At 64.4% G+C, this 23,777-nt stretch carries 25 protein-coding genes and 1 pseudogene; 10 read left to right on the top strand and 16 right to left on the bottom strand.

Annotated elements, in window-relative coordinates:
* Window positions 1-13 precede the first annotated feature (13 nt).
* The 7 genes from HGO92_RS02135 to HGO92_RS02105 all read left to right on the top strand — a co-directional run bounded on the left by HGO92_RS02135 (window position 14) and on the right by HGO92_RS02105 (window position 6,800).
* Window positions 14-952, top strand: coding sequence for an amino acid ABC transporter permease (locus HGO92_RS02135; RefSeq protein WP_169991414.1), 939 nt, complete (start codon window positions 14-16; stop codon window positions 950-952).
* The gene (locus HGO92_RS02130) at window positions 949-1,746 is read left to right on the top strand and encodes an amino acid ABC transporter ATP-binding protein (protein ID WP_277351850.1); all 798 of its coding nucleotides are present in this window, start codon (window positions 949-951) and stop codon (window positions 1,744-1,746) included. Before HGO92_RS02135 ends, HGO92_RS02130 begins: the two co-directional genes overlap by 4 nt.
* Before the next feature lie 21 nt (window positions 1,747-1,767).
* Window positions 1,768-2,721: a PDR/VanB family oxidoreductase gene (locus tag HGO92_RS02125; RefSeq protein WP_169991412.1), complete on the top strand. Its 954-nt coding sequence runs from the start codon at window positions 1,768-1,770 to the stop codon at window positions 2,719-2,721.
* Window positions 2,722-2,862: 141 nt separating this feature from the next.
* Window positions 2,863-3,816, top strand: a complete 954-nt coding sequence (locus tag HGO92_RS02120; RefSeq protein ID WP_169991410.1) for an Lrp/AsnC ligand binding domain-containing protein — start codon at window positions 2,863-2,865, stop codon at window positions 3,814-3,816.
* Window positions 3,817-3,992: 176 nt separating this feature from the next.
* Entirely contained in the window at window positions 3,993-4,757 is a 765-nt protein-coding gene (locus HGO92_RS02115) for a DUF5058 family protein (protein ID WP_169991408.1), read from the top strand.
* 37 nt (window positions 4,758-4,794) lie between these two features.
* Complete coding sequence (locus HGO92_RS02110; protein WP_169991406.1) at window positions 4,795-5,529, top strand: hypothetical protein; 735 nt, start codon at window positions 4,795-4,797, stop codon at window positions 5,527-5,529.
* Window positions 5,530-5,552: 23 nt separating this feature from the next.
* Window positions 5,553-6,800: an amidohydrolase gene (locus tag HGO92_RS02105; RefSeq protein ID WP_169992011.1), complete on the top strand. Its 1,248-nt coding sequence runs from the start codon at window positions 5,553-5,555 to the stop codon at window positions 6,798-6,800.
* On the opposite strand, the gene HGO92_RS02100 is transcribed toward HGO92_RS02105, so the two are convergent.
* From HGO92_RS02100 to HGO92_RS02080, 5 genes are all read right to left on the bottom strand, one after another.
* A complete protein-coding gene (locus HGO92_RS02100; RefSeq protein WP_169991404.1) occupies window positions 6,757-7,314 on the bottom strand; it encodes a hypothetical protein in 558 nt (185 codons plus the stop codon). The genes HGO92_RS02105 and HGO92_RS02100 overlap by 44 nt on opposite strands.
* A gap of 98 nt (window positions 7,315-7,412) precedes the next feature.
* Window positions 7,413-7,844 carry a VOC family protein gene (locus HGO92_RS02095; protein WP_169991402.1) on the bottom strand — a complete coding sequence of 144 codons (432 nt, stop codon included), beginning with the start codon at window positions 7,842-7,844 and terminating at the stop codon, window positions 7,413-7,415.
* Window positions 7,798-8,328, bottom strand: a complete 531-nt coding sequence (locus HGO92_RS02090; protein WP_169992010.1) for an SRPBCC family protein — start codon at window positions 8,326-8,328, stop codon at window positions 7,798-7,800. Before HGO92_RS02090 ends, HGO92_RS02095 begins: the two co-directional genes overlap by 47 nt.
* Before the next feature lie 106 nt (window positions 8,329-8,434).
* Entirely contained in the window at window positions 8,435-8,920 is a 486-nt protein-coding gene (locus HGO92_RS02085) for an SRPBCC family protein (protein WP_169991400.1), read from the bottom strand.
* A complete protein-coding gene (locus HGO92_RS02080) occupies window positions 8,917-9,273 on the bottom strand; it encodes an ArsR/SmtB family transcription factor (protein ID WP_169991398.1) in 357 nt (118 codons plus the stop codon). The genes HGO92_RS02085 and HGO92_RS02080 overlap by 4 nt, the downstream gene beginning before the upstream one ends.
* A gap of 183 nt (window positions 9,274-9,456) precedes the next feature.
* Here HGO92_RS02080 and HGO92_RS02075 point away from each other — a divergent pair, with 183 nt between their 5' ends.
* Complete coding sequence (locus tag HGO92_RS02075) at window positions 9,457-9,693, top strand: DUF6480 family protein (RefSeq protein WP_169992009.1); 237 nt, start codon at window positions 9,457-9,459, stop codon at window positions 9,691-9,693.
* Between the two features lie 41 nt (window positions 9,694-9,734).
* Here HGO92_RS02075 and HGO92_RS02070 read toward each other — a convergent pair whose 3' ends face one another.
* From HGO92_RS02070 to HGO92_RS02040, 7 genes are all read right to left on the bottom strand, one after another.
* Window positions 9,735-10,562, bottom strand: a complete 828-nt coding sequence (locus HGO92_RS02070; RefSeq protein ID WP_169991396.1) for a hypothetical protein — start codon at window positions 10,560-10,562, stop codon at window positions 9,735-9,737.
* Window positions 10,559-11,110 (bottom strand): RNA polymerase sigma factor, encoded by a 552-nt coding sequence (locus tag HGO92_RS02065; protein WP_169991394.1) that lies wholly within the window; start codon window positions 11,108-11,110, stop codon window positions 10,559-10,561. The genes HGO92_RS02070 and HGO92_RS02065 overlap by 4 nt, the downstream gene beginning before the upstream one ends.
* Before the next feature lie 71 nt (window positions 11,111-11,181).
* Complete coding sequence (locus tag HGO92_RS02060) at window positions 11,182-11,823, bottom strand: hypothetical protein (RefSeq protein ID WP_169991392.1); 642 nt, start codon at window positions 11,821-11,823, stop codon at window positions 11,182-11,184.
* Between the two features lie 301 nt (window positions 11,824-12,124).
* Window positions 12,125-12,523, bottom strand: a complete 399-nt coding sequence (locus HGO92_RS02055; RefSeq protein ID WP_169991390.1) for a hypothetical protein — start codon at window positions 12,521-12,523, stop codon at window positions 12,125-12,127.
* A gap of 331 nt (window positions 12,524-12,854) precedes the next feature.
* Complete coding sequence (locus tag HGO92_RS02050) at window positions 12,855-13,175, bottom strand: hypothetical protein (RefSeq protein WP_169991388.1); 321 nt, start codon at window positions 13,173-13,175, stop codon at window positions 12,855-12,857.
* Complete coding sequence (locus HGO92_RS02045; RefSeq protein ID WP_169991387.1) at window positions 13,172-13,540, bottom strand: GNAT family N-acetyltransferase; 369 nt, start codon at window positions 13,538-13,540, stop codon at window positions 13,172-13,174. Before HGO92_RS02045 ends, HGO92_RS02050 begins: the two co-directional genes overlap by 4 nt.
* 201 nt (window positions 13,541-13,741) lie before the next feature.
* Window positions 13,742-14,455, bottom strand: coding sequence for a TetR/AcrR family transcriptional regulator C-terminal domain-containing protein (locus HGO92_RS02040; RefSeq protein ID WP_169991385.1), 714 nt, complete (start codon window positions 14,453-14,455; stop codon window positions 13,742-13,744).
* Window positions 14,456-14,709: 254 nt separating this feature from the next.
* Here HGO92_RS02040 and HGO92_RS02035 point away from each other — a divergent pair, with 254 nt between their 5' ends.
* The gene (locus HGO92_RS02035) at window positions 14,710-14,979 is read left to right on the top strand and encodes a hypothetical protein (RefSeq protein WP_169991383.1); all 270 of its coding nucleotides are present in this window, start codon (window positions 14,710-14,712) and stop codon (window positions 14,977-14,979) included.
* A 145-nt stretch (window positions 14,980-15,124) separates the two neighbouring features.
* On the opposite strand, the gene HGO92_RS02030 is transcribed toward HGO92_RS02035, so the two are convergent.
* From HGO92_RS02030 to HGO92_RS02020, 3 genes are all read right to left on the bottom strand, one after another.
* Complete coding sequence (locus HGO92_RS02030) at window positions 15,125-16,534, bottom strand: trimethylamine monooxygenase (RefSeq protein ID WP_169991382.1); 1,410 nt, start codon at window positions 16,532-16,534, stop codon at window positions 15,125-15,127.
* Window positions 16,535-16,912: 378 nt separating this feature from the next.
* Window positions 16,913-18,550: an ABC-F family ATP-binding cassette domain-containing protein gene (locus HGO92_RS02025; protein ID WP_169991380.1), complete on the bottom strand. Its 1,638-nt coding sequence runs from the start codon at window positions 18,548-18,550 to the stop codon at window positions 16,913-16,915.
* 105 nt (window positions 18,551-18,655) lie between these two features.
* Window positions 18,656-21,118 (bottom strand): penicillin acylase family protein, encoded by a 2,463-nt coding sequence (locus HGO92_RS02020; protein WP_169991378.1) that lies wholly within the window; start codon window positions 21,116-21,118, stop codon window positions 18,656-18,658.
* A 303-nt stretch (window positions 21,119-21,421) separates the two neighbouring features.
* On the opposite strand from HGO92_RS02020, the pseudogene HGO92_RS02015 reads away from it, so the two are divergent.
* Window positions 21,422-22,847, top strand: a pseudogene (locus HGO92_RS02015) (amidase).
* A gap of 17 nt (window positions 22,848-22,864) precedes the next feature.
* Here the strand turns inward: HGO92_RS02015 and gluQRS are convergent.
* Window positions 22,865-23,773 (bottom strand): tRNA glutamyl-Q(34) synthetase GluQRS, encoded by a 909-nt coding sequence (gene gluQRS, locus HGO92_RS02010; protein ID WP_346768816.1) that lies wholly within the window; start codon window positions 23,771-23,773, stop codon window positions 22,865-22,867.
* Window positions 23,774-23,777: the final 4 nt, after the last annotated feature.

The raw sequence follows: 23,777 nt of genomic DNA, 5'->3' as shown, positions 1-23,777 counted from the left end.
GGGAAGCAGCCGCATGACTGCCGTGACTACCCGAACCGAGCAAGCAGCCGCCACCAGCGACGGCTACACCGTTGTGAAGGCCAAACACCCCGGCCGCTGGCTGTCCGCCGTCGTTATCATTGTGATCGCGGGGCTGCTGCTGCGCTCCGTGATTACCAACCCCAACTTCGGTTGGGACATCGTGGGACTGTACCTGCGCGATGTTTCCATTGGCCGCGGCATCCTGGTCACCCTTGGGCTGACCGCGATCAGCATGGCCATCGGCATCGTTCTCGGTGTGATCTTCGCAGTCATGCGGCTCTCGGCCAATCCGATTGTCCGCAGCGCCGCCTTCGCCTACGTCAACTTCTTCCGTGGCACGCCGGTGCTGGTGCAGCTGCTGTTCTGGTTCAACCTGGCGGCACTGTACCCGGTCATCACCCTCGGCATCCCCGGTGTCCAGCTGGACGCTAACCAGCTGATCACACCCATGACCGCGGCAATCCTCGGACTCGGCCTGAACCAGGGCGCCTACATGTCCGAGATCGTCCGGGCCGGCATCCTCTCCGTGGACCACGGGCAGACCGAGGCGGCCGAGGCCTTGGGCATCACCCGGCTGCAGACCATGCGCCGGGTGGTCCTGCCGCAGGCGATGCGGGTAATCATCCCGCCCACGGGCAATGAAACCATCGGCATGCTCAAGACCACCGCCTTGGTCAGTGTGATCTCGGTGCCGGAACTGCTGTATTCGGCGCAGATCATCTATGCACGGACCTTCGAGACCGTGCCGCTGCTGATCGTCGCCAGCCTCTGGTACCTGCTGATCACCTCGATCCTGACGGTTGGTCAGTACTACCTGGAGCGGCGGTTTGCACGCGGCAACCAGCGGAACCTGCCGCCGACGCCGCTGCAGCAGCTGAAAAGGTTCTTCGCCACCCATGACGCACTCTCCCTGAAAGGCGGCAAAAAATGACGACGGCGCACGACGTTGAACCGATGGTCAAAGCCAACGCGATCTGCAAGAACTTCGGCTCCAACCAGGTGCTCAAGGGCATCGACCTGCACGTCCAACCCGGAGAGGTAGTGTGCCTGATCGGCCCGTCCGGATCCGGGAAGAGCACGTTCCTGCGCTGCATCAACCATCTGGAAACGGTCGACGGCGGCCGGATGTGGGTCAACGGGAAGATCGTCGGCTATGACCTGAAGGGCAGCAAGCTTTACGAGCAGAGCCATAACGACGTCTGCCGCAGCCGCTCCGAAGTGGGCATGGTCTTCCAGCAGTTCAACCTGTTCCCGCACATGACCGTGCTGGAGAACCTGATTGAGGCGCCGCGACTGGTGCGGAAGGAGAAGAAAGCCGAGGCTGTGGCACGGGCCATGACCTTGCTGGAGAAGGTGGGTCTGGCCGAGAAGGCCCAGGCCTATCCGCGCCAGCTCTCCGGCGGCCAGCAGCAGCGGGTGGCGATCGCACGCGCCCTGTGCATGGAGCCGCAGCTGATGCTCTTTGACGAGCCGACCTCCGCCCTGGACCCGGAACTGGTGGGCGAGGTCCTGAAGGTGATGAAGGACCTGGCCAACTCCGGCATGACCATGGTGGTGGTCACGCACGAGATGAACTTCGCCCGCGACGTCGCCGACCGGGTGGTCTTCATGGCCGACGGCCACGTGGTGGAGCAGGGCCCTGCCCGGGAGGTCATCACCAATCCGCAGAACGAACGAACCAAGGCCTTCCTCGCCTCGGTGCTCTCCGAGCCGGCCGCGGCCTGAACTATCAACGGTGAATGAATCATGAATGAAGAATTTTTCGACGTCGAGGTCCGCTCGATCCAACGCGAGTCCAGCAGCGTGGTCTCGCTGCGGCTGGAACACCCATTGGGGGAGGAGTTGCCGGAATGGGAGGCCGGCTCCCACGTGGATGTCCTCCTGCCCAACGGGATTCTGCGCCAGTACTCGCTCTGTTCCGAGACTGCCGACCGGACTGCATGGCGGCTGGGTGTGCTGCGCGAAGCCGAAGGACGCGGCGGCTCGGCCTACGTCCACGACGAGCTGAAGCCTGGGACCAAGATCCAGCTCCGCGGACCGCGCAACAACTTCGCGCTGGAGCCAGCCACTGGCTACGTCTTCATCGCCGGCGGGATCGGCATCACCCCGGTGCTGCCGATGGTCCGCGACGCTGACGTGCGAGGGGTTTCCTGGCGGCTGGTTTACCTAGGGCGCAGCCGGGAATCGATGGCATTCCTGGAGGAGATACAGGCGCTCGGCGGGAACGTCGAAATCCACGCCGACGACGAAAGCGGTCTCTACCCGCTCGCAGACCTGCTGGGCGGGCTGGAGACGGGCACCCATGTGTATGCCTGCGGGCCAGGGCCGCTGCTGAATGTGCTGCAGTCGTTCGCCGACGGGTGGGATGATGCCTCGCGCTTCCACTGCGAGCGGTTTGCCGCTAGCGACCAAGCCGCGGCCAAACCATCCGGCGAGTCTTCCTTCGTGGTGGAACTAACCGACGGTACCGAGGTTCCGGTGGGACAAGATGAGACCATCTTGCAGGCGCTGGAAAACGCCGGGATCAACCAGCCAAACTCCTGCCGGGAAGGAATCTGCGGTACCTGCGAGACCGGCGTGCTTAGCGGCGAGATCGACCACCGTGACTCGCTGCTCTCCGACGACGAGCGCGAGGCCGGTGGCACGATGATGATCTGTGTCTCCCGGTGCAAGGGCAAGCGGCTGCTGCTGGACCTGTGAGGCGTCTCCGCTGCTTGTAAGCTGGACGAATGCTTCGACGCCCTGCTGGCCAATCCCTGGTTCCGTCCGGCCCGCTGCCGCCGCGCGCCGGCTACAGCGGCCGCAGCGGACGGCGCGGCTCCGCCGGAAGGGAGTAGGCGCGTGCACGAGCTGACAGTGCTGGAGCAGCAGATTGTCACGGCACTTCAAATAGACCCGCGCGCGTCCTGGCGGAAAATCGCCATGGTCCTCAGGGAACCCGAGCGGACCGTCGCCCGCCGGGGGAGCGAACTGCTCGAGTCCGGCATCGTCGGCGTGCTCGGGATCCGTTTGCGGCCGACACCGGTACTGGTTGAAATGCGCTGTGCCCCGGGGACCGCCCGGGTCGCAGTCCAGGCGATGGCTCAACGAGCGGATACTTCCTTCGTCTATATGGTCACGGGTACTACCGACTGCCTCGCCGAGATCCTCACCGATCGGGACCGGCTGCATTCGGCGCTGGCCGATGAGCTGCCCGGAATTGCCGGACTCCAGCATGTGAACACCTACCCGATACTGCGCTACTTCAAGACCCTGCGGGCCTGGCAGCCCGGGCCGCTCACAGTTGAGCAGCGTGCCGCACTGCAGCCCGTCCCGCTCAAGGATCCGGCAGTGTTCGGCGAATACCCGGAGATGACCAAGGCCGACGAGCAGATTGCCACGGTGCTGTGCGAGGACGGCCGGGCGTCCTTCGAAGCCATTGCCCGGCGGGTGGGAGTCTCCGAGGCAACGGCACGGCGGCGCACCGAATGGCTGCTGGAAACCAACACCGTGCACCTGCGTGCCCTCGTTGAACCGGCAACGCTCGGACTGCCGGTCGAGGCATTGTTGTGGATCAAGACCAGTCCCGCCCAGCTCGAAACCCTCGGGCAGCGCTTGGCCGCGCTGCCGGAGACACGGTACGTGGCTGCGATTACGGGGGACTACCAGATCCTTGCGGACGTCACCGTGGCAAACAACCAGGCGCTGTATGACTTCACCAGCAGCGGCGCCTGGACCGCCGATGTTGCCCAGATCAGCACGTCGCTGCTGCTGCATGCGCGCAAGCGCGGCGGCCGCCTCACCCCAGGGAAATAGCAAAACTGCGATCCCGGTGACGCTATCAGCCCCCACTGCCTTCGATGATCGTGCCACATGACGGATTGGGGCAGAGTTGTGGCAGATTCCGTCACCTATTGCTTCTGGTTGGCCGAAAGACGCATTGTTGTTCCAACAAGAAACCGTTTGAGACACACATCACATCTTGAGGAACCATGTCACCCACAACCTCCAGCATTGTCTCCGCCGCCGGCGAATCCACTGACATTCTGGCCATAGCAAACATGCCCGTGCTGTGGATCTGCGCAGCCGGCGTCTTCGCCGTGATCCTTATCCAGTCCGTCATCTATATGAAGGCCGCCCGCAAAGCCGCCCCGGCGGCCGAGATCACCGGCCCTGAGCTGAAGACCGCCTTCCGGTCCGGTGCGATTGCCGCCATCGGCCCGTCCCTCGCCGTCGTCATGGTGGCCATTGCGCTGCTGGCGGTCTTTGGTACACCTGCCGTACTGGTGCGGATCGGCCTGATCGGCTCGGCTGCCTATGAGACCGGCGCGGCGAGCATCGCGGCCGGTAGCGCCGGGGCAGAACTCGGCGGACCGACTTACACCCAGAACGTCTTCGCCATCGCCTTCTTTGCCATGAGCATGGGCGGCGCGATGTGGATGCTTGCCACCCTGATCCTGACTCCGTTGATGAAACGCGGCGGCACCAAGCTGGCCAAGGTCAACCCGGTGGCCATGTCGATTGTCCCCGGCGCCGCCCTGCTCGGTGCGTTCATCGCCTTGGGCGTTGCCGAGGTACCCAAGTCCATGATCCATGTCTATGCACTGCTCACCTCCGCCGCAGTGATGGGCCTGTGCGCGGCAATCGGCCGGAGCCGGAAGCGTGCCTGGCTGCGCGAATGGGGCTTGGGTTTCGCCATCGTCGCCGGTCTTGTGGTGGCCTACATGGCGCACACGGCCGGAACCCCTGTCGCCTGATCCGCCGCCCTACCGGAACGCTCTTAAGGAACGCATAATGTCTGCAACCAGCATCTCTACTCCCATCACCGCGGCCGAGGCCGAGTCGGATCTTGCCGAATTCGACCGCACTACGTCCCGCTGGGGACGCCTGACCATGATCGCCGGCCTCATCCTCTCGGTGGCCGGGCCGCTGTACCTGGTCTTCTTCACCGGACTGGACATCAGTGCGGCCCAGCTGTGGACCGCCTTTGCGGCCGTGGCCGCCGTGTTCGCCATCATCTGGATCGTCGAACCGGTCACCTATTTCCCGATCCTGGGGCCGGCCGCCATGTACCAGGCCTTCATGATCGGCAATATCTCCAGCAAGCTGCTTCCTTCGGCCCTGATCGCGCAGACCCGGATCGGTGCCAAGCCCGGCACCCGCCGGGGTGATTTCGCCGCCGTCGCCGCTATCTGCGGTGCCGCAGCAATCCACCTGGTCTCGCTGGCCCTGTTTGTCGGCATCCTTGGCACCTGGCTGATCAGCATCATCCCCGTCGAGGTCATCGACGTTGCCCGGCTCTACGTCCTCCCGTCGGTGTTGGGAGCGGTCATCGTACAGGCGATCCTCACGATCAAGCAGTTGCGGATCACCATCATCGCCGTGGTCGTCGCGCTGTTGGTACAGTTCGTCCTGTTGCCGCTGGTCCCGGCCATCGCCTTCCTGACCACCGGTATCGCCGTGATCGGAACCATTATCGTTTCGTGGCTGGCACGGGACCGTAAGCCCGCTGTCGCCGTCGAGAATTAGACCTTAGAACTACAGGAGAGATGATGACCAACACCCTCGACGCCGTGGAACAGACCGCCGGGCTTGCCCTCACGCAACAGCAACAGGCGCAGCTGCACGAGCTCTACCGCCACCTCCACGCCCATCCGGAACTATCCATGCAGGAGCACCGGACGGCGGAATTCATCGAGCAGCAGCTGGACGGGCTGGGCATCGAGAACTTCCGCTGCGGCGGCACCGGCGTGGTGGGCGTACTGCGCAACGGCAACGGCCCTGTGGTCGGCTTCCGCGCCGATACCGACGGCCTGCCGATCAAGGAAGATACGGGGCTGGATTACGCCAGCACGGACACCGGCATCCTGCCGGACGGCGCCGAGGTCCCGGTGATGCACGGCTGCGGCCACGACACCCACGCCGCGGTGCTGCTGACCGTGGCCCGCATGTTCGCGGAGTCCCGAGAAGCCTGGGCCGGAACCTTGGTCCTGATCTTCCAGCCTGGTGAGGAGACCGCCGCCGGCGCGGCCGCCATGGTGGCCGACGGGCTGTGGGAGCGCGCCCCGAAACCGGAAATCGTCTATGGTCAACATGTCATGCCCGGGCTTGCCGGGACGGTCTCGCTCTCGGTCGGCAGCGCCATGGCCATGGCGGACTCGCTCAAAGTCACCGTGCACGGCCGCCAGTCCCACGGCTCGCAGCCGCAGGATTCCATCGATCCGGTTGTCCTGGGTGCCCACATGGTGGTTCGGCTGCAGACGATCGTCTCGCGCGAACTGGATCCCCGGCAGTCTGCCGTGGTCACCGTCGGTACTTTCCACGGCGGATTGAAAGAGAACATCATCCCCGCGTCCGCGGAGTTCACCCTGAACATCCGTACCTTCGACGACGGCGTCCGTGCCCGGGTGCTGGCCGCGGTACGGCGCATCGTATCGGCCGAGGCCGCCGCCTCCGGAGCGCCCGAGCCGGAGATCGAGGAGCTGTACACCTTCCCGGCCTGCTACAACGAGCCCGCCGAGGCCGAAAGCTTGGCCGAGGTGCTGCGGGGCGCGATCGGGCACGATGCGGTCTCCGTAGTGCCGGCGCTGATGGGCAGCGAGGACTTCGGCCATCTGGCCGCAGCCATCGATGTGCCGGCCGTGTACTGGTTCTTCGGCGGCCACTCCGCGGAAGTAGTGAACGGCGAGGGGTCGGTTCCGATGAACCATTCCCCGTTTTTTGCTCCGGTCATGGAGCCCACGCTTTCCACGGGCGTCAACGCCGCTGTGGCAGCTTTGCAGTCGCGGCTGGGCCGCTGAAACCGGTTTCTAAATAACGACGGCGAGGGGCGGGCTTCTGCGGGAGCCCGCCCCTCCGGCGGCTCCAGGCCATCAGCAGCGCGGTCAGCACGGCGGCAGCCAGATGGAGGTGGAGCATCAGCATGACATACTCCGAGTGGGGTCCGGCATGCTCGGCAGCGATGTTGGCTGTGGCCGCCAGCTGAGCAGCGTCCACTTCTGCATGGTGGGAGTGGGACATGCCTGCCGATGAGGCTGCGGACTCGCCCGATGCTGCCGGTCGTGCGGCAAAGGCCTCGAAGGCCAGATGCAACACCTGCTGTGCAACGCCGGCGGCCAGGATAAGCGTCCAGGCCGGGGCATCGACGCGGGACAGCACGGTGGCGGCGAGGGTGGTCAGGGCACTGATGGCGATGAGAACCGGAAGGGCCGGCATGGTCCCGCCCGAGGCCAGATGGGCGACCAGGGCCAGCACTATTGTCAATCCTGCCGCCGCCAGTACAGGCACAAGAGGACTGGTGGAATTCCTGGCCATCTATGCCCTCCGTGCCGTTGCTGGTGTTTTAGCGTAGAAGTAGTTCGGAGCCGGCCGCACCACGGATTGCATTCCCAGCAGGAAAAACCGTATACGGGCTATTTCTCGCCGAAGCCCGTGCGGACGTCGCTTGGGATCAGCGGCTTTTCGGCCCGGACTTTCAGCTCCTGCACAGCCCACGTGTTGCCGTCCGGATCGCTGAAGCCGAAGAAGGTCCCGCCGTCGCGCTTGTCGAAAACGGTGATTTCGCTGGCCTCCACACCGCGGGAGAGGAGTTCCTCGCGGGCGGCTTTGGCATCGGAAACCACCAGTTGGAGGCCGCGCAGGGAACCGGGCTCCATTTCGTTCTGGGCTGGCAGGTTGCCTACGACGATCGAGCAGCCCGACCCCCGCGGCGTCAGTTGGGCCACGTTCATGTGCTCATTGATGGTGTGGTGGTCCAGGTTGAAGCCGACCTTGTCGCGGTAGAACTCGATGGCGCGGTCAATGTCGGCGACCGGCAGCAGCACTACTTCCAGCGTCCAATCCATGGCGTATCTCCTTATTGGCGAGCAGTTCCTCGAGCCGATCGTAACCTTCGGAGATGCCCCTTTCCATGCCATCGGTCAGATAGCGGTCGCGCGAAGCCAGGTCAGGGAAGACGGAGCGCCCGGTCAACCGGGACCGTCCGCCGGGCAGATCCTCGAACGTTGTGTATTCCAAGGTCACGACGTCGGGGTATCCCTCGTACTCGAAAGTATTCAGGATGAACTCGTTGTTGCGGACACTGTGGAAGATGCCGCGGAAGGCGTGTTCAATGCCGTCGCCCCGGTGCTGGACGAAGCGGAAGGATCCGCCGCTCCGGTAGTCGTGCTCCTCGATCCGGGTGGTCAGGCCGCGCGGGCCGATCCACTGTCGGTACAGCTCCGGATCGGCATGGGCGCGGAAGACCTCGGCCGCCGGGTAGTCGAACTCGCGCTCGTACTCGCTGTACGGCAGGCCGTCAGGATTGTTGAGCTTCAGTACGTACGCCATCATGTCCTCCTAGCATTTGGTGAGGTGCCCGCACAAGGGGCGAGCACCGCCGTCGTACTTTGTTTGTAGTCGTACTTTGTTTGTGTAGGTGGAATCAGCGCTGGAGTTAGGCCGTCCGCGCGCCGGTTAGCAGTTCGTCCAGCCGCTCGTAGCCCTCGGTCATGCCGCCCTCCATGCCGGATTGGGCCATGCCGTCGCGGGCCTCCTGGCTGGGGTAGACGGAGTGACCGATCAGCTTGCAGCGGCCGCCGCCGAGGTCCTCGAACGTCATGAACTCGATGCTGACCACGTCCGGGTAACCGCCGAACTCGAAGGTCTGGACGGCGAAGTCGTTCTCGCGGACGGTGTGGAAGACGCCGGAGAAGGAGTACGCGACGCCGTCCGGGCCGGTGTGCAGGTAGCTGTAGCTGCCGCCGGTGCGGAAATCGTAGTGGTCGATGTCCATTTTCAGGCCGCGCGGGCCGAGCCACTGCTTGATCAGCTCCGGGTCCTTGTGGGCGCGGAAGACGTCCGCTACGGGGAAGTCGAATTCGCGCTCGTAATCGATGAACGGCACGCCTTCGGGGACGGTGAGTTTCAGTGCGTTGCTCATGATGGATCCTTGGTGATGTTGGTTGTTGCCTGGGATTGGAGCACGGCGTCGAGGCTGCGGAACTGCCCCTCGCGGACCAGCCGGTACTGGTCGATCCACGCGGTGAGCGCTTCCAGCCGTGCGGGATTCAGGTGGACGGGCCGGCGCTGGGCGTCGCGGGTGCGCGTGACCAGTTGCGCCTGCTCGAGGACCTGGATGTGCTTCGAGACCGCCTGCTTGGTGATCTCGAAGGGCTCCGCCAATTCGTTGACGGTGGCCGGACCGCGGCTGAGCCGGGCGATGATGCGGCGGCGGGCCGGATCGGCGAGGGCCAGGAATGCCTTGTCGAGGAGGCTGTCGTCGCTGCGGTCCATGGCTTAGTCAACTTCTTTGTTTATCAACCGATTGGTTGTTAACAAATTACGCCCGGAGTGGGGGCCGGTCAAGAGGTTCGGGGTGTTAATTCATCCGAGGCATTCTGATGGACAGTCTGCTTATTACCTGTCTACTGTTGCAATCAGCAGGTTCACGGTTTGTTCTTGCAAGGAGGCATGACGATGTCCAGTTCCAACCCGGATCCGGCCGAAGACCACATCACCGGACTTGAGCCCGGGGGCGGCGTCCCGCCGGGGGAAACGCCGCCGGCGGAGGCACAAACAAATCTGACTCAAGGGCATGCAGAAGGCGGGCCCAGGAGATGGGTGCCGTGGCTTTGGCTCGGCATTATTGGCCTATCGGCCCTCATCATGGCACTGCTGTTCCTGGTCTATGCGGGCGTGCTGGCCTTCTCCTGATCGATGAACCTTGAGCACGACGGCGGACCCCGGCCGTTGATTTAATTGCTGCCGTCCACAGCCGATCCGGGGAGGACCGGGACGTCGGGGATCGCGGCGGGATCGGTTTTCTGTGGGGCGGCCGGTGGCTTCGGCTCCGCCGGCAGGGGCAGCTTGTCTTCGCCGGGCTGGTCGTCGAGGTTCTTGGGCAGGACCTTGTCGCCGGGCAGCTCGGGCACCGGCAGATCCGGCTGGGCGCCGTCCTGGTGCCGCCTGCCGTCAAGCAACGGAACACCGTCGCTGCGTGTGGCCCCGTCCTGCTTGCCGGACGGGGAAGTACCGGACCGGGATGTGCCGGTAGAGCCGGTTCCGGTTTCATCGTGCTCACCTGGTTTACCGGCGTCGTCGGCCTCACCGGAGTTGGAGTCGGCGGAATCGGTGTCGCCGCCCTCGGCGGGCGTCCGCCGATCTTTGCCGGTGTCCTCGTCCGTGCCCTTACTATCGTCCTGGCCGGGGTTAACTACGGTGGTTTGCTGCAGGGGCGAGCCGCCGTCGTCGCTGTTGAAGAAGGAGGCGACCTGCTGGACTGTCTGGTCCGCGGCGCTGCGGAACTCGGGGCTCGCAGCGGCGACGCCGGTTACGCCGAGCCCGGTGGCGGCGGCTACTGCGACGCCGATCATGGCGCCCTTGGCTGCCCGGCGCCGCGGCCGCAGGGGAGTGACCTTCGGCGACATGAAGGCGGCCAGCTCAGCGGAAGGAGGGGCGGCCTGGGCCGAGCCGGCGGCGCGCAGCTCCAGCAGCGCGTTGTGCAGCGTGTCCGAGGAGGGCACATCCGCTTCGTCCAGCAGCTGCCGGAGGAATTCTTCGTCGGTGGACGCATCGGTCTTCATACCAGTGCCTCCTTCCTTTCAATCAGTGACTTGAGTTTCAGCAGGCCGCGGCGTTGCAGCTGCTTGATGGAGCCGGTGGATTTGCCCATGATTTCGGCGACCTGCTCGAGGGAGAGGTCGGCCACGATCCGCAGGAGCAGGACCTCGCGCTGGTCCGAGGGCAATTCCCGCAGCTTCTCCTCGACGATGCTGCCGCCCAGAGCTTCCAGCGCCACGGTTTCGGCTGAGTCCGAGGTGCGGGCGTCGGTTTCCGGATCGTATTCGGCAACATAAGGCTGGCGGGCACGCTTGCGGACTTCGTCGACGTAACGCGCGTGCGCAACCGAAAAGGCAAAGGTGCGCAGGCCCTGGTAGCCGCCGCGCACCGTGCCGATGCGGGAGAAAACGGTGAGGAAGACCTCCTGCGCCGATCCTTCCGCATCCTCCATGCCCCGGGCTTTCAGATAGCCGGAGACGCCGGGTGCAAGCGTGTAATAGATCTGGCTGAAGGCTTCCGCGTCGCCGGACTGCGCAGCTGACAGAACGTCATCTGGGAGCGCTTGGGGCAAGGGGTATCCTTCGATCCTGGGCAGGGGTGCGGCGCCACCAGTGTAGCCGCCGCACCTCCGCCGCCCGGAATCTACTTGCCGGCTTCGGGCTGGCCGGAGATAGCGATGCCGGCTTCAGCACCCGCGTCAACGCCCTTTTCGGACGCATCGGCGGAAGCCTCGCCGCGGGCGTCGATGTGAGCCTGCGCCTGGCCATTGGTGGCCGGAACCTCCGGCGTGGCCGGAACAGCGGGCACGGCGGGAACATCTACGCCATCGACGCCGGGAACCGCGGGAGTTGCGGGAGTCGCGGGGCTAACGACGGCGCCGTTGTTGGCTTCCGCGTTAACGTTCACCTCCGCGTCGGCCTCCACCTCGGCATCAACATCAGCGTCGACATTTGCGTCCGCCCGACCTTCACCGTTGATGCCCGCGTCAACAGCAGCATCAGCGTCGGCTTCAAAATTGCCTTCAACATTGGCTTCGGCCTCGGCCTTCGCGTCACCGGTGGCGGGCACTGCGGGAGTTGCCGGAACAGCCGGAACCGCACCTTCGACGTCGTCTGTCGGAACTGCGGGAGTGGCGGGCACTGCCGGAGTGGTCACAGCAGTCGTGTCGGCAGCATCGGTCAGGGCCGGGGCTGCAACGGCTGCACCCGCACCGCCGACGGCGATGATGGCGGCCAGTGCGGCGCCCTTGGCGGGAAGGCTCAGGGTGCGGAAGCGGTTGGTCATGAATCTCCTCATACTCGTCTAGAAGGCGCCGGCGCTGCGGAAAGAAGTGCTGCGCCGTGCTCGTACACCCAACTAATCGAATGCCGGAGCCGAAAGGTTACGCCTGCCCTGAAATTCTTTCGACCGGTCGGGAAATGCGCGGCAAAAGTGGGGCGAATCAGGCCCGCTGACAAGACAAGGGGACGCCCGCGTCCGGACGTCCCCTTGGTTTGGGCTCAATTGGTTTTTAGTTATGTCGGAAGCTCGCGTTCAGGACCGCCGGCCTTCCGCTGTAGTAGTAGCGACCAGTAGCGCGCTTGGCCTAGCACTTGACGTGCAACGTCCTGCTCGAGTCCCAGTCGTCCTTGTAGCTGTAGGAGTGCGCCTGGTATGTCTTGCCGCACTGCAGCTTCTTGCCGGACCACTCGAAGTTGCCGTTGTTGGTCACCAAGTGCTTATGCGCGACTATGTGAGACCTGCCGTTCTTATTGATCTTGACGACCTTCACATAGACCTTCGTGGCCTTGTAACCCTCGCCCTTGACTACGAACTTTCCGCTGTACCTGAGGTCCAGATCCGCCCCGTACCTGTCGTTTGAAGCGGCAGAGACCGAAGTCGGTGCTGCAGCGGTTGCCGGAGCCGGGAGGCCTAGTCCGGCGAGCAAGCCGAGAAGGGTTCCGGCGACTAGGACAAGCAGTCGCCAAGTGCGTGGTTTTTTCATGATGACTTCATTCTTTCGCGAATACCGGTAGCACTGCGAGTCTGGACTCCAGCCTTCTTTGGCTGAACCTCCGCCGAGGGTAAGGCAAACAATAAGTCGCCCTCAGGGACGGGGACAGCCCAGAATTGGGGATTGCGAACTGCCAAAATCTGGGTATTGCCTCGGCTGAAACGGTTGCTTTCGTGAAAAATCCCCAAGCTGGGGGATTGATTTCTGAGGCTTTCCCCTGATAGGCCGGGCCCGGCCCCTCCGCCAGCCAGTCCTCGCTATCGGGTGCGCCGACTCTGGCAGACAGCGTGTGGCGACCGGGTTGCGGAGGCCGAGATACGGATCAGGCAGCCAATGCGAGGCTCGACGGCGTCTGTGCCGGAGCTGCGCTGACACTCAGCCGGCATTCGGACTGGCCTGGGTCAATCTTGGTGGGTAGCTGGCGCGCCGCCGCGTACTTCAAGAGCTGCGCCATGACTTCCGGCTGGACGGTTGCCCGCTTCAGGTCGAGGACAATATCCATCCCGGGCATGATCGCGTTGGTTCGTTTGGCCACAACGTAAAGCGCCTGGACGTTCCGGACATCCACCGAGCCTCTGATTTCGATGCGCGCGTGTGAGCATTCCAGGTCCATCTGGACGAGGGCCTTCAATCTGCCGCTCACCGGACACCCGCTTCCGCCAACTCGCGCCGGGCATAAGGCCAAACGGGCAGCTGTTCTTCCACGGGCTTACGGAAGCTCTCGCGGTCGGCTTCGGGCACCAAGTTGAAGTAAACAGGATGGGCGAAAATTTGCTTGCGGACTTCATGGCAGAACGGCAGGACCTCAAGCCGACGGCGGTGCGCATCGGCCAGCGCATTCCGGATCAGGCCGGTTCCCAGGCCTTGGCCGCGGTGCGTATCGTCCACGGCGGTATGAAGAAGCCACAGCTGATCACCCTGCATCTGATAGTGCAACGATCCCGCTACCGCTCCGGCGATGTAGGCATCGAACTGGGACGCTCGAAAGTTATTGTGAATCACGTGCATGCTTCTCTCCTCACTTTTCACCCCGGACGTGGTGAGGCGGTCAGAGCGACTCGTAGCGCTGCGAAACTGTTCCGCCCTGTCCGGACGTGGCAGCCTCAAGGCTGTTGCCCGTAGACTGCAATCGGATTGGCTTACAACGTAAGCTAAGCATGCTTAGTTATTTCCAGCAAAACGGGGTCGATGGGCGGTTTGCATCTGCGACTAGGCCTGGAGGGTCTCCAGCCGATCGAGCAGGCTCTCCAGTGACTCCTCGAATTCCTGTTCTGAACGGTCTTCAGAGAGCCGCTCCTGCAGGCGCTGCAAGAGGGGGTAGTCATCCAAGTCCGTGCTCCTCGGCGGCCGGGGCTCGACGTCATCCACCGGTCCTACATCAGCACCCAGAGCTGCCACTTCCAGGAGGAGATGGCCCAGCAGGAAACTGCTGAAGGCGCGGTAGGCATCGACGGCGGCCTGATCGGAAAAGCCGGCTGACGTCAGCGCTTTGAGGAAGGATTCGACCCAGCGCAGGCTGCGAAGGGGCGGGCGCACCCATGGCGCCTCGGTTGGCCGGGTAGCGATCAGGGGGAATACCTGGGGATGCGCCAGGGCCAACCGGCGCAGTCCGTGGGCCAACCGCAGGAGGTAATCCTGCCAGCCGTGACGCGGCTCGGGGTAGACCTCCGGGTCTTTGTAGAGTTCGTCGATGACGACTTCGACAATGCCGTCCAGCAGGTTTTCCCGAGACGGGATGTAGCGGTAAAGGGACATCGCTTCGACGCCCAATTCGGTTCCAAGCCGACGCATGGTTAAGTGGCGCGGGCCGAACTGTTCGATAAATTCAGCGCCGGCCTCGAGAATGCGCTGGCGGTCCAGCCGGGGTTTCTCCGCGGTGGATTTCCCCCTGTCCCCGCTATCGCGCCTTTCGGGTCCAGACATCGATCGCTCCCTCCATGCGTTCTCCCCACACCCTACGCCGCGGGAAACAGCTTCGTCACGTGGTGAGGGTGAGGTGGGGACTTCGTGCGGGGGTTAGGCCTCAGTCGGAGAATATCGCGTCCGGCTGAAAGGGTTATCCTTCTGAAGGCTTACATTGTAAGCTGGGCGGAGGCAGCGTCCGCCGGCGGCTGTCCGGCACGCCTGGTTGGATTCCGACCCGGGCGCCTGCCCGGACCGACTGATTGGATGAGTAAATGATGGACGACGAGTTGAAGCAGGTATGGGCCGCCTCTGCGGCGCTGGAAACACTTCAGGTTGAAATGGATCAGGCTCAGCTTTCCCTGAAGGAAGCCATTGACGAGGCAACCAAAGCCGGAGCGGATCCCGAATCGATCGACGAGGCGGCGCAGCTGACCTCAGTTGAGTTGACCGACCCTGAGTTGGCTGAGCCCGTAGTGCTCACCGAGCCCGTTGAGCTGACGAAGCCTGCGGAGCCGAGCCACGCCGAGCTGGAACTCCGCTAGCTCTTTGGCTCTCATCGCCTGTTAAGCGCGGCACGGCCGTTGCAACCCCAACCTATTGAGTGTTGCAACGACCGCCTGGACCGAAGCTCCTATGGTGAGCCCCGCCGTCGTGCTTTAATCGACCGATTACTGACCGCAGCGCGCCTTACTTGGCGGCGAGCTGCTCGTCATCGCGAGTGAGGGCGGTCAGCGCGCCGGTATCCACGTCCTGGGACGGGCCGCTGAGGTAGCGCCGCAGGCTATCGTCCATGGCATTGATCCAGCGGGTGTGGTGGCGCGTGGCCATGGTGCCGGTGATAACGGAGCGGTGGATGTTGTCGCGGTAGCCGAGGATGTCGTCTTCCTTGTCCTTCATCCACTGCTTGAACAGGGCGGAGACGGTGTCCAGATCGAACGCGGGGTAGTCCGTCAGCGCGATCAGTTCGCGCAGGTAGTCCGTCTGGTAGTCGGCCTCGGCGTCGTGGTCAGGCAGCGCATCCTGGCGCTCAAGCCAAGCCTGGATATCGGCGGCGCGTTCCTTCGCCGCGGGCAGCTCGATGCGGCCGAGCATCACGTCGCGGGCGAACCAGGCCTGCGCGTCGAACATGTTGAACGTGTAGTACTGGTCCTGCGCGCCGAGGTAGAACAGGTTGATGTTGTCCTGCCACACCACGCCCTTGTAGAGGTTGCCCGGGTAGAGCACGTTCTTGGACTTCAGCGACAGTTCGGCCGGCAGGAACGGGTACTTGTGCTGGTAGCCGGTGCAAAGCACGACGGCGTCAAACTCGCCGGTGGTGCCGTCGCTGAAGTGCGCAGTGCGGCCTTCGAAGCGCATGACCAGCGGGCGCTCGACGGCGGATTCCGGCCAGTCGAAGCCCATGGGGCCGCTGCGGTAGCTGAACGTGACGGACTTTGCGCCCATCTTGTGGGACTGCATGCCGATGTCCTCGGCGGAGTAGCTGCTGCCGATCAGCAGGAGATCCTTGCCGGCGAAACGCTCGGCGCCGCGGAAGTCATGGGCGTGCAGGACTTCGCCGGGGAAGCTGTTGATGCCGTCGAACTGCGGCACGTGGGGGACCGAGAAGTGGCCCACGGAAACGACCAGCTTGTCGAAGACATGGGTCTCGGTCTTCTGGGCGGTCAGGTCCTCGACCGTGACCGTGAATTCCTGCGTTTGCTCGTTGTAGGAGACCCAGCGTGCCGTTGTGTTGAAACGGACGTACTTGCGCACATCCGACTTCTCCACGCGGCCCTTGATGTAGTCGAAGAGGACCTCGCGCGGCGGGTAGGAAGAGATCGGGCGGCCGAAGTGCTCGTCGAAGGTGTAGTCCGCGAACTCAAGGCATTCCTTGGGCCCGTTGGACCACAGGTGGCGGTACATGCTGCTGTGCACGGGCTCGCCGGCGGCGTCCAGGCCGGTGCGCCAGCTGCTGTTCCACTGACCGCCCCAGTCGGACTGCTTTTCAAAGCAGACGATTTCCGGGATATCGGCGCCGAGCTGGCGTGCCGATTCGAACGCCCGCAGCTGTGCCATTCCGCTGGGGCCTGCACCAATGATTCCGACTCGCAATTTCATGCATCTCCTCATCCATTGGATCTTGTTTCGTCAGATGCGACGCCCGGAATGACGCGGAACCAGTCGGCCAGGCTGCGCAGAGGCGCGTACGCCCGGCGCAACGCAGGTTGCGGCGGCAAAACAGTAACAGCGCACTACGCGCTTGGCCCTGTTCATCAATCCCGGCGATGGGAGACGGTCAATCAATCCCGGTGACGGGAGATCGGGGCACTGCAGGTCAGAGGTCCAGGCGGTCAGGCCTGAACCAACGATTCCGAGCGGTTCACTGAAGATCCAATAACCACAGCAAACCTACTCCCCAGTACAACATTGCAGGATTGCTAAGTCAAAGCGTGCCGAGGATAAGCGCTGCTTGAGCTCCGCGCGTCCTGCCTGGAATTAGTTGACCGCAACCCGGCCGTTATCGACTTCCCAGCGGGTGTCGAGCCGGACGTTTTCGAGCAGCCGGCGGTCGTGGGAAACCAGCAGCAGGGCGCCGTCGTAGCTTTCGAGGGCTTCCTCGAGCTGCTCGATGGCAGGCAGATCCAGATGGTTGGTGGGTTCGTCGAGCACGAGCAGGTTAACCCCGCGCGCCTGCAGCAAAGCGAGGGCGGCACGGGTGCGTTCGCCGGGGGAGAGGGCACCTACCGGACTGCTTACCTGATCGGCTTTCAAGCCAAATTTGGCCAGCAGGGTGCGGACTTCGGCTTGGTTGAGCTGGGGCACCAGCGATTCGAAGGATTCGCTGAGCGGTTTCGTGTCCGCCAGTTGGCCGCGGGCCTGGTCGATCTCGCCGACCGCGACGCTGGATCCCAGGCTGGCTGCGCCGTCGTCGGGGGAAAGATGGCCGAGCAGCAGCTTCAACAAGGTGGACTTGCCTGCGCCGTTGGGGCCGGTGATGCCGATCCGCTCGCCAGCGTTGACCTGCAGGGAAACGGGGCCGAGGGTAAAGCTGTCGCGACGCACAGTGGCCTGGTTCAGGGTGGCCACCACGGAGCTGGAGCGCGGAGCGGCGCCGATGCTGAACTGCAGCTGCCACTCCTTGCGCGGCTCGTCGACCTCGTCCAGGCGGGCGATGCGCGATTCCATCTGCCGGACCTTCTGCGCCTGTTTCTCCGAAGATTCCATGCTGGCGCGGCGGCGGATTTTGTCATTGTCCGGGCTCTTCTTCATCGCGTTGCGTACACCCTGCGAGCTCCATTCGCGCTGCGTCCGTGCCCGCGAGACCAGGTCCGCCTTCTTGTCGGCAAACTCCTCGTACGCCTCGCGGGCATGGCGCTTGGCCACGGCCCGCTCCTCCAGGAAGGCGTCGTAGCCGCCGTCGTACACCGCCACTTTGTTCTGCGCGAGATCGAGCTCCACCACCTTAGCGATGCAGCGGGCCAGGAATTCGCGGTCATGCGAGACGAGTACGACGCCGCCGCGCAGCCCGCGGACAAAGTTCTCCAGCCGTGCCAGTCCGGCAAGGTCCAGATCGTTGGTGGGCTCGTCGAGGAGTACGACGTCGAAGCGGCTCAGCAGGAGAGCGGCGAGGGCCACGCGCGCGGCCTGCCCGCCGGACAGGCCGGTCATGTGGGCGTCAGGCCCGGCGTCCAGATCAAGCTCGGCCAGCACGGCCGGAATCCGGTCCTCCAGATCCGCGGCGCCGGAGGCCATCCAGCGGTCCAGCGCAACGGCATAGGCATCCTCGGACTGCTTGGTCCCGGAGCCGAGGGCCTCGGCAGCGGCTTCCATTTCGGCGGTTGCGGCCGCGGAGCCAGTGCGGCGGCTGATGTAATCGGCGATGGTCTCGCCGGGAATGCGCTCGTGCTCCTGCGGCAGCCAGCCGATAAACGCGTCCGAGGGAGCGGCGCTGACCGTGCCGGCCATCGGTGCGTCCACCCCTGCCAGGAGGCGCAGCAGCGTCGATTTCCCTGCTCCGTTGGCACCCACGACGCCGACAACGTCTCCCGGGGCGACGGTCAGGTTCAGATTGGCAAACAGGGTGCGGTGGCCGTGGCCGCCCGAAAGGTCTTTCGCCACAAGGGTTGCAGTCATTAGTCCATCTTAGAGACGGAACTGCAGACCCACGGCCGCCGGTCCTGCCCGGAGCAGAAGGCGGCAGGCCACGTAGGTGACCTGCCGCCGTCGTTATTCCTGCTGTTACTTGAGGACTGTGGTGCTTTCCAGATTCGCATCGAGCTGCTGCGGGTACAGGTTCTCGGTTTTGCATTCGAAATCCGCATACATCTGCAGCTGGTCCGCGTAGTGCTCGGACTTGGTGCCGTCGGGAGCGATGAAGCCGCTCTGCCCCGGCGGTGCGACCGTGCACATGCTGGCTTCCGAGCCGAAGAGCGAGACGATGTCGTTTTGCGTGCCGCGGTTCATGTAGGCGGGTCCGGTCAGGTTTTCTTCCGCGTTCGCCTGTGGGACGCCGATGAAGTTCTTGTAGGAGAACTCATGCTGGGGTGTCGGCACGCTCCACGCGGAGCGGTCCGCACCCTGCTCGGCTGCCAGCTGGGCCAGCGCCTGACGGTAGGTGTCCAGCAACACCTGCTTTTTGTCGGCTCCGTTGAAGAAGTCGACACTCTGCTCGACGCCGGCGTCCTCGCCCAGCAGGGCGTTGTAGACGAGCTTGCTGCCGTTGGCGGGCCGCGCCAGGCCGGTGCCCTGTGCGTAGTTCTCGAACACCGATGCCGGAAGGTCGTCCTTGAGTACGGTTTCGAACAGGATGGGCAACCAGGTATTCATGATCGCAGCCTGCGGACCATCCAGATCGCCATCGCCGTCCCCGTCGCGCCGCTGGCCGTCCCACTCGGTGAGCAGCCGGACATCCTGCGCCAGGGCATCCTTGGCGGGGAGCGTCTTCACGGCCTCTTCGAGGAAGGGGCGGAAGTAGCGGATGTTCAGGTCCGCGAAGGACGTTTCCTCGTTGATGTCCCAGATCTCGTCCGTGGTGAACTTCTGCTTCTCCTCCAGCCGTTCGATGATCTCGTTCACCCGGTCCACGGGGGACCAGTTGCCGGAGCCGGCATTGAATCCGGCGGCCGACTGGTTGTTCCAGTTGACGATGTAGCCCTGCTTGGGGTTGTAGGCCTTGGGGTTCTCGGAGAAGGGGCGGATGCCCTCCCACTCCATGGAGCCATCTCCGACGGCGGGCAACCGCGGGTCGTGGCCTTCGGCACGGACCGGCAGCTTTCCGGGCGAGACGTAGCCGATGTTGCCTTCCTTGTCGGCGTAGTACCAGTTGATGGTGATGCCGACCTTCTCGGCCTGCTCCAGGTACTCCTCCCAGTTCTGGGCCTTCATGATCTTGATCCAGGCCATGAACGACTGGATTTCCGTACCGGCCCAGCTGCGCTTTTTCGAGTAGGCGGTGTTGTTCGCTGCGTCGAAGCTGGTCACATAGCCGTGCACCGTGGAGTAGACCTGATGCTCGACAGGTTCCTGTCCGGCGACCTCGATCTTTTCAGTGCGCACGTCCATGGGGCGCCATTCGCCGTCGTATCGGTATTCTTGCGGGTTCTCCGGGTTGAGCTGTTCCTGATAGACGTCGTTGACGTCAAGCGGCCCGGCCGTTGAACCCCAGCTGATGTCCTTGTTGGTGCCGAACAGGATGGTGGGGTGTGCAAACGGGGTGTTGCCGGTGACATCGAAACCGGCTCCGTGCAGGCCGATGCCGTAAACATAGGAAGGGTTGAACCAGGAGAACTGCGGGCCGTTCAGGAGGATGGAGCCCTTTTCCTTGGACTTCTTGTCGCCCACAATCCAGAGGTTGCTGGCTTCCGGCTTGACCGCGGGCCAGTCACTGCCGCCGAACTGTTTCATGGAAGCCAGCCCGCTGTCCTCCAGATCCGGAGAGACCTTGGCAAGATCGGACAGCTGGGAGGGGCTGTCCACGGCCAGTTTGTTCGGGTGCTTCTTGTCCTCGCGGGGAACCGTGGTCGGCGCCGTCGGATCTTCGGTCCACTGCAACTGGTCGAACAGCAGCTGGCCCTGCTCCGCGCCGTACTCGGTGGTGAGCTGCTGGAGGACCTGCAGGTTGGACAGCTCGCCGGCGCTGTCCGAGAAGCGGTTGGCCATGGTGCCAACCCAGATCATGGCGACGTCGTAGCCGCTCCAGGTGGTTGGCTCGAAGCCGTAATCGGTGAACTGCTTCGGCAGCAGCTCCTCCTGGTTCGCCATGACCTCGCCGACGCGCTCGTTGAAGCCTGCCGCGTAGCCTTCGAGGATGTCGCGGTCCTCCTTTGGCAGGGCCTCGATCTGCGCCTTGATGGCCTCGGGATCGAAGGAGGCTCGGGAACGCTTGTCAATCTCCACGTAGTCCGGGCCGAGCACCTCGGCGGAGGTTCCGAGGACGGCCCGCTTGGCCATTTCCAGCTGGAACATCCGGTCCTCCGCGACGGCGTAACCGTAGCCGTAGAAGAGGTCGCGCGTGGTGTCAGCGTAAACATGGGGGACGCCGTAGCTGTCCCGTTTGATGGTTGCCTTTCCTGCTTCGGACACCTGTGCATTGACCTGCGCTGCCGCTGGTTCCTGGGCTACGGCGCCTGGAGCGGCGACCCCGGCAACCAAGCCGGTTGAAAGGAATAAGGAAAGTGCCGCTAAGGCGGACTTCTTCTTCATCGGACTCCTCATCGAATCTAATGGAGCACGCCTCAAGGCGCTGCGGGGGAGGGAGGGGAGGCGCCGGCACGGCGGGCTTATGGCGCGCAGGGCCGGCGGACCGCGGCAGGGCGTGGGATGGCTTCCCGGCGCGGGCGTACCTAGTGTTGCGACGAAAAGATCCGATGGCAACCCAGCTGGTCTTAATTCCTGACCGGCCGTTCATTTGGACAGGTGGCCTTGAAAAGCGAAGGTAAGGTCTATTAGTGTTCGCCGTCACTGCACGCCCTTGGCTACGACTCATGGGCGGGAGAAGCTGGAAGCATGACCGAGATTCTGGACCTGTCAGCGGCAGACTTGGTGGCCGGCATCCGCCGCCGGGACTTTTCGGCCCGCGAGGCCGTGGCTGCGCATCTGACGCGGATCGAAGAGGTGAACCCGGTGATCAACGCCGTCATCACTCTCGATCCCGAGGCCGCAATCGCCGCCGCGGATGCCGCCGATCGGCTGACCGCCAGCGGGGCGGAACTGCCCCCGCTCCACGGGCTGCCGATGACGCATAAGGATACGCACCGGACCAAGGGGATGCGGACGACGCAGGGGTCGCCCGCTCTTCAAGGACGATGTTCCCGACGAGGACGACCTCATCGTGGCGCGGCTCCGGGCAGCCGGTGTTGTGACTACGGGGAAGACCAACGTGCCGGAGTTCGCGGCCGGGTCCCACACCTTCAACGAGGTCTTCGGCACGACCACCAATCCTTATGCGCCGGCGTTGAGCGCGGGTGGTTCGTCCGGCGGTGTGGCTGCCGTGATTGCGGCGGGCGTCCAGCCGCTGGGTGATGGCTCCGATATGGGCGGTTCGCTGCGGATTCCGGCGTCGTTCTGCAACGTCGTGGGTTTTCGGCCGTCCTACGGCGTCATCCCGCTGCCCTCGCCGAACAATGCCTGGGCCTGGCTTGGCCGCACGGGTCCCATGGCCCGGGAAATAAGCGACATTGCGTTGTTTATGTCCGCTGTTGCGGGGCCGTCGCCGCTGCTGCCGACACCGGCCCCGCTGGATGGGTCCGCGTTTGAGGGCAGGCTCGACGGCGATTTTCGCGGCGTCCGAATCGGCTGGAGCCCCGATTTCGGCATCGGCATCCCGGTGGAGCCGGCAGTGCTGGAGGTGCTCCAGCCCCAGCTGCGCGTCTTCGAAGAGGCCGGCGCCATGGTGGAAGAGGCGGCTCCGGATTTCTCCGAGGCGGACCTGGTTTTCCAAACTACCCGCGCCATCGACTTCGCGGCGATGCTGGGGCCGCTGGTGCGCGAGCACCGCGACATGATCAAGCCCGAAGTGGTCTGGAATGTGGAGCTTGGCTGGTCGCTCACCGCAGAGGACCTGATCGAGGCAACGGCGGCACGGACCAGGCTCGAAGCCTCCGTGCGCGAGTTCTTCGGCCGGTACGATCTGTTCCTGAGCCCGGCGGCGCAGGTCCTGCCTTTTGATGCAACGCTGCGCTATCCCGAATCCGTGGCGGGCACCGAAACCCGGACCTACCTGGACTGGATGCGTTCGGCCTGCATGATCTCCGCGACCGGCCTGCCGGTGCTGGCGGTGCCTGCGGGATTCACCCCTGACGGCCTGCCCGTTGGTTTCCAGCTCGCCGCTAACCATTACCGCGACGTCGGGCTGCTGCGCTATGCGAAGGCGTTCGAAGACCGCACGCGGTGCGTAGACGTACGGCCCGAGCTGCGTCGGCCGTCGTCGTAGTTGGAGTGTGGATTTTTTCAGTGCAGGTCGAGCACCGGCGGTTCGAAGATCCACGGTTCGGTGGGCAGCTGACCGGGTGAGAACGCCTCGAGCGCCTGCTCCAGCGGACCGGCCGGGAGATCTACCGAGCGCAGAACCACGTCCCGCACTGCGTCCGGGCCAATCCCGGCCAGCGCGAGGGTGCGCAGGGAAATGGCGCCGTCGCGCTTAGCAATCCGGCGGTGATGGGCATTCAACACCAGCGGCACATGGGCATACTCGACCGACGTCAGGCCGAGCAGGGATGCCAGATAGGCCTGCCGGGGAGTGGAACTGAGCAGGTCGTCGCCGCGGACTACCTGGTCGATGCCCTGGTCCGCGTCGTCGACGACGACGGCGAGGTTGTAGGCCGGCACGCCGTCGTTGCGCAGCAGCACCAGATCGTCCACGATGCCGGTGTACTCGCCGTGCAGCCGGTCCATCACGGTGTATTCGGTGACCCCGGCGCGCAGCCGGAGTGCAGCGGGCCGCTCCTGCCGCCGTCGTTCGCGTTCTGCATCGCTGAGGTTCCGGCAGGTTCCAGGGTAGGCGCCAGCCGGGGCGTGGGGAGCGCTGGGGGCTTCGGCGATCTCCCGGCGGGTGCAGAAGCATTCGTAGACCAGGCCCGCGTCGGCCAGGGTCGTGATGGCCGTTCGGTAGACGGGGAATCGGTCCGTCTGGCTGAGCACGTTGCCGTCCCACGTCAGCCCGACGGCGGCCAGATCCTCGAGCGCCTTGGCCTCGGCTCCGGCGCGGGCGCGGTCCAGATCCTCGATGCGCAGCAGGAAATCACGGCCCGTGCTGCGGGCGAAGAGCCAGGCGAGAATGGCGGTGCGCAGGTTTCCCACATGCAATTCACCCGATGGGCTGGGGGCGAAGCGGCCGGCACCGGCGTCGATAGGAGGCACGGGT

This window comes from Crystallibacter degradans (assembly GCF_012952295.1).
In the GTDB taxonomy this organism is placed as follows: domain Bacteria; phylum Actinomycetota; class Actinomycetes; order Actinomycetales; family Micrococcaceae; genus Crystallibacter; species Crystallibacter degradans.
The sequence above is the reverse complement of the archived record's forward strand: the minus strand, read 5'-3'. Positions and strand labels throughout refer to the sequence as shown.

What these genes read in the sequence shown, in the direction of transcription:
- HGO92_RS02055 (WP_169991390.1), bottom strand. Translation starts at nt 12,523, where the DNA reads ATGAAAAAACCACGCACTTGGCGACTGCTTGTCCTAGTCGCCGGAACC.
- HGO92_RS02095 (WP_169991402.1), bottom strand. Translation starts at nt 7,844, where the DNA reads ATGGATTGGACGCTGGAAGTAGTGCTGCTGCCGGTCGCCGACATTGAC.
- HGO92_RS02100 (WP_169991404.1), bottom strand. Translation starts at nt 7,314, where the DNA reads ATGGCCAGGAATTCCACCAGTCCTCTTGTGCCTGTACTGGCGGCGGCA.
- HGO92_RS02020 (WP_169991378.1), bottom strand. Translation starts at nt 21,118, where the DNA reads ATGAAGAAGAAGTCCGCCTTAGCGGCACTTTCCTTATTCCTTTCAACC.
- HGO92_RS02035 (WP_169991383.1), top strand. Translation starts at nt 14,710, where the DNA reads ATGATGGACGACGAGTTGAAGCAGGTATGGGCCGCCTCTGCGGCGCTG.
- HGO92_RS02110 (WP_169991406.1), top strand. Translation starts at nt 4,795, where the DNA reads ATGTCTGCAACCAGCATCTCTACTCCCATCACCGCGGCCGAGGCCGAG.
- HGO92_RS02070 (WP_169991396.1), bottom strand. Translation starts at nt 10,562, where the DNA reads ATGAAGACCGATGCGTCCACCGACGAAGAATTCCTCCGGCAGCTGCTG.
- HGO92_RS02030 (WP_169991382.1), bottom strand. Translation starts at nt 16,534, where the DNA reads ATGAAATTGCGAGTCGGAATCATTGGTGCAGGCCCCAGCGGAATGGCA.
- HGO92_RS02045 (WP_169991387.1), bottom strand. Translation starts at nt 13,540, where the DNA reads ATGCACGTGATTCACAATAACTTTCGAGCGTCCCAGTTCGATGCCTAC.
- HGO92_RS02075 (WP_169992009.1), top strand. Translation starts at nt 9,457, where the DNA reads ATGTCCAGTTCCAACCCGGATCCGGCCGAAGACCACATCACCGGACTT.
- HGO92_RS02125 (WP_169991412.1), top strand. Translation starts at nt 1,768, where the DNA reads ATGAATGAAGAATTTTTCGACGTCGAGGTCCGCTCGATCCAACGCGAG.
- HGO92_RS02090 (WP_169992010.1), bottom strand. Translation starts at nt 8,328, where the DNA reads ATGGCGTACGTACTGAAGCTCAACAATCCTGACGGCCTGCCGTACAGC.
- HGO92_RS02130 (WP_277351850.1), top strand. Translation starts at nt 949, where the DNA reads ATGACGACGGCGCACGACGTTGAACCGATGGTCAAAGCCAACGCGATC.
- HGO92_RS02115 (WP_169991408.1), top strand. Translation starts at nt 3,993, where the DNA reads ATGTCACCCACAACCTCCAGCATTGTCTCCGCCGCCGGCGAATCCACT.
- HGO92_RS02080 (WP_169991398.1), bottom strand. Translation starts at nt 9,273, where the DNA reads ATGGACCGCAGCGACGACAGCCTCCTCGACAAGGCATTCCTGGCCCTC.
- HGO92_RS02060 (WP_169991392.1), bottom strand. Translation starts at nt 11,823, where the DNA reads ATGACCAACCGCTTCCGCACCCTGAGCCTTCCCGCCAAGGGCGCCGCA.
- HGO92_RS02105 (WP_169992011.1), top strand. Translation starts at nt 5,553, where the DNA reads ATGACCAACACCCTCGACGCCGTGGAACAGACCGCCGGGCTTGCCCTC.
- HGO92_RS02040 (WP_169991385.1), bottom strand. Translation starts at nt 14,455, where the DNA reads ATGTCTGGACCCGAAAGGCGCGATAGCGGGGACAGGGGGAAATCCACC.
- HGO92_RS02135 (WP_169991414.1), top strand. Translation starts at nt 14, where the DNA reads ATGACTGCCGTGACTACCCGAACCGAGCAAGCAGCCGCCACCAGCGAC.
- HGO92_RS02025 (WP_169991380.1), bottom strand. Translation starts at nt 18,550, where the DNA reads ATGACTGCAACCCTTGTGGCGAAAGACCTTTCGGGCGGCCACGGCCAC.
- HGO92_RS02085 (WP_169991400.1), bottom strand. Translation starts at nt 8,920, where the DNA reads ATGAGCAACGCACTGAAACTCACCGTCCCCGAAGGCGTGCCGTTCATC.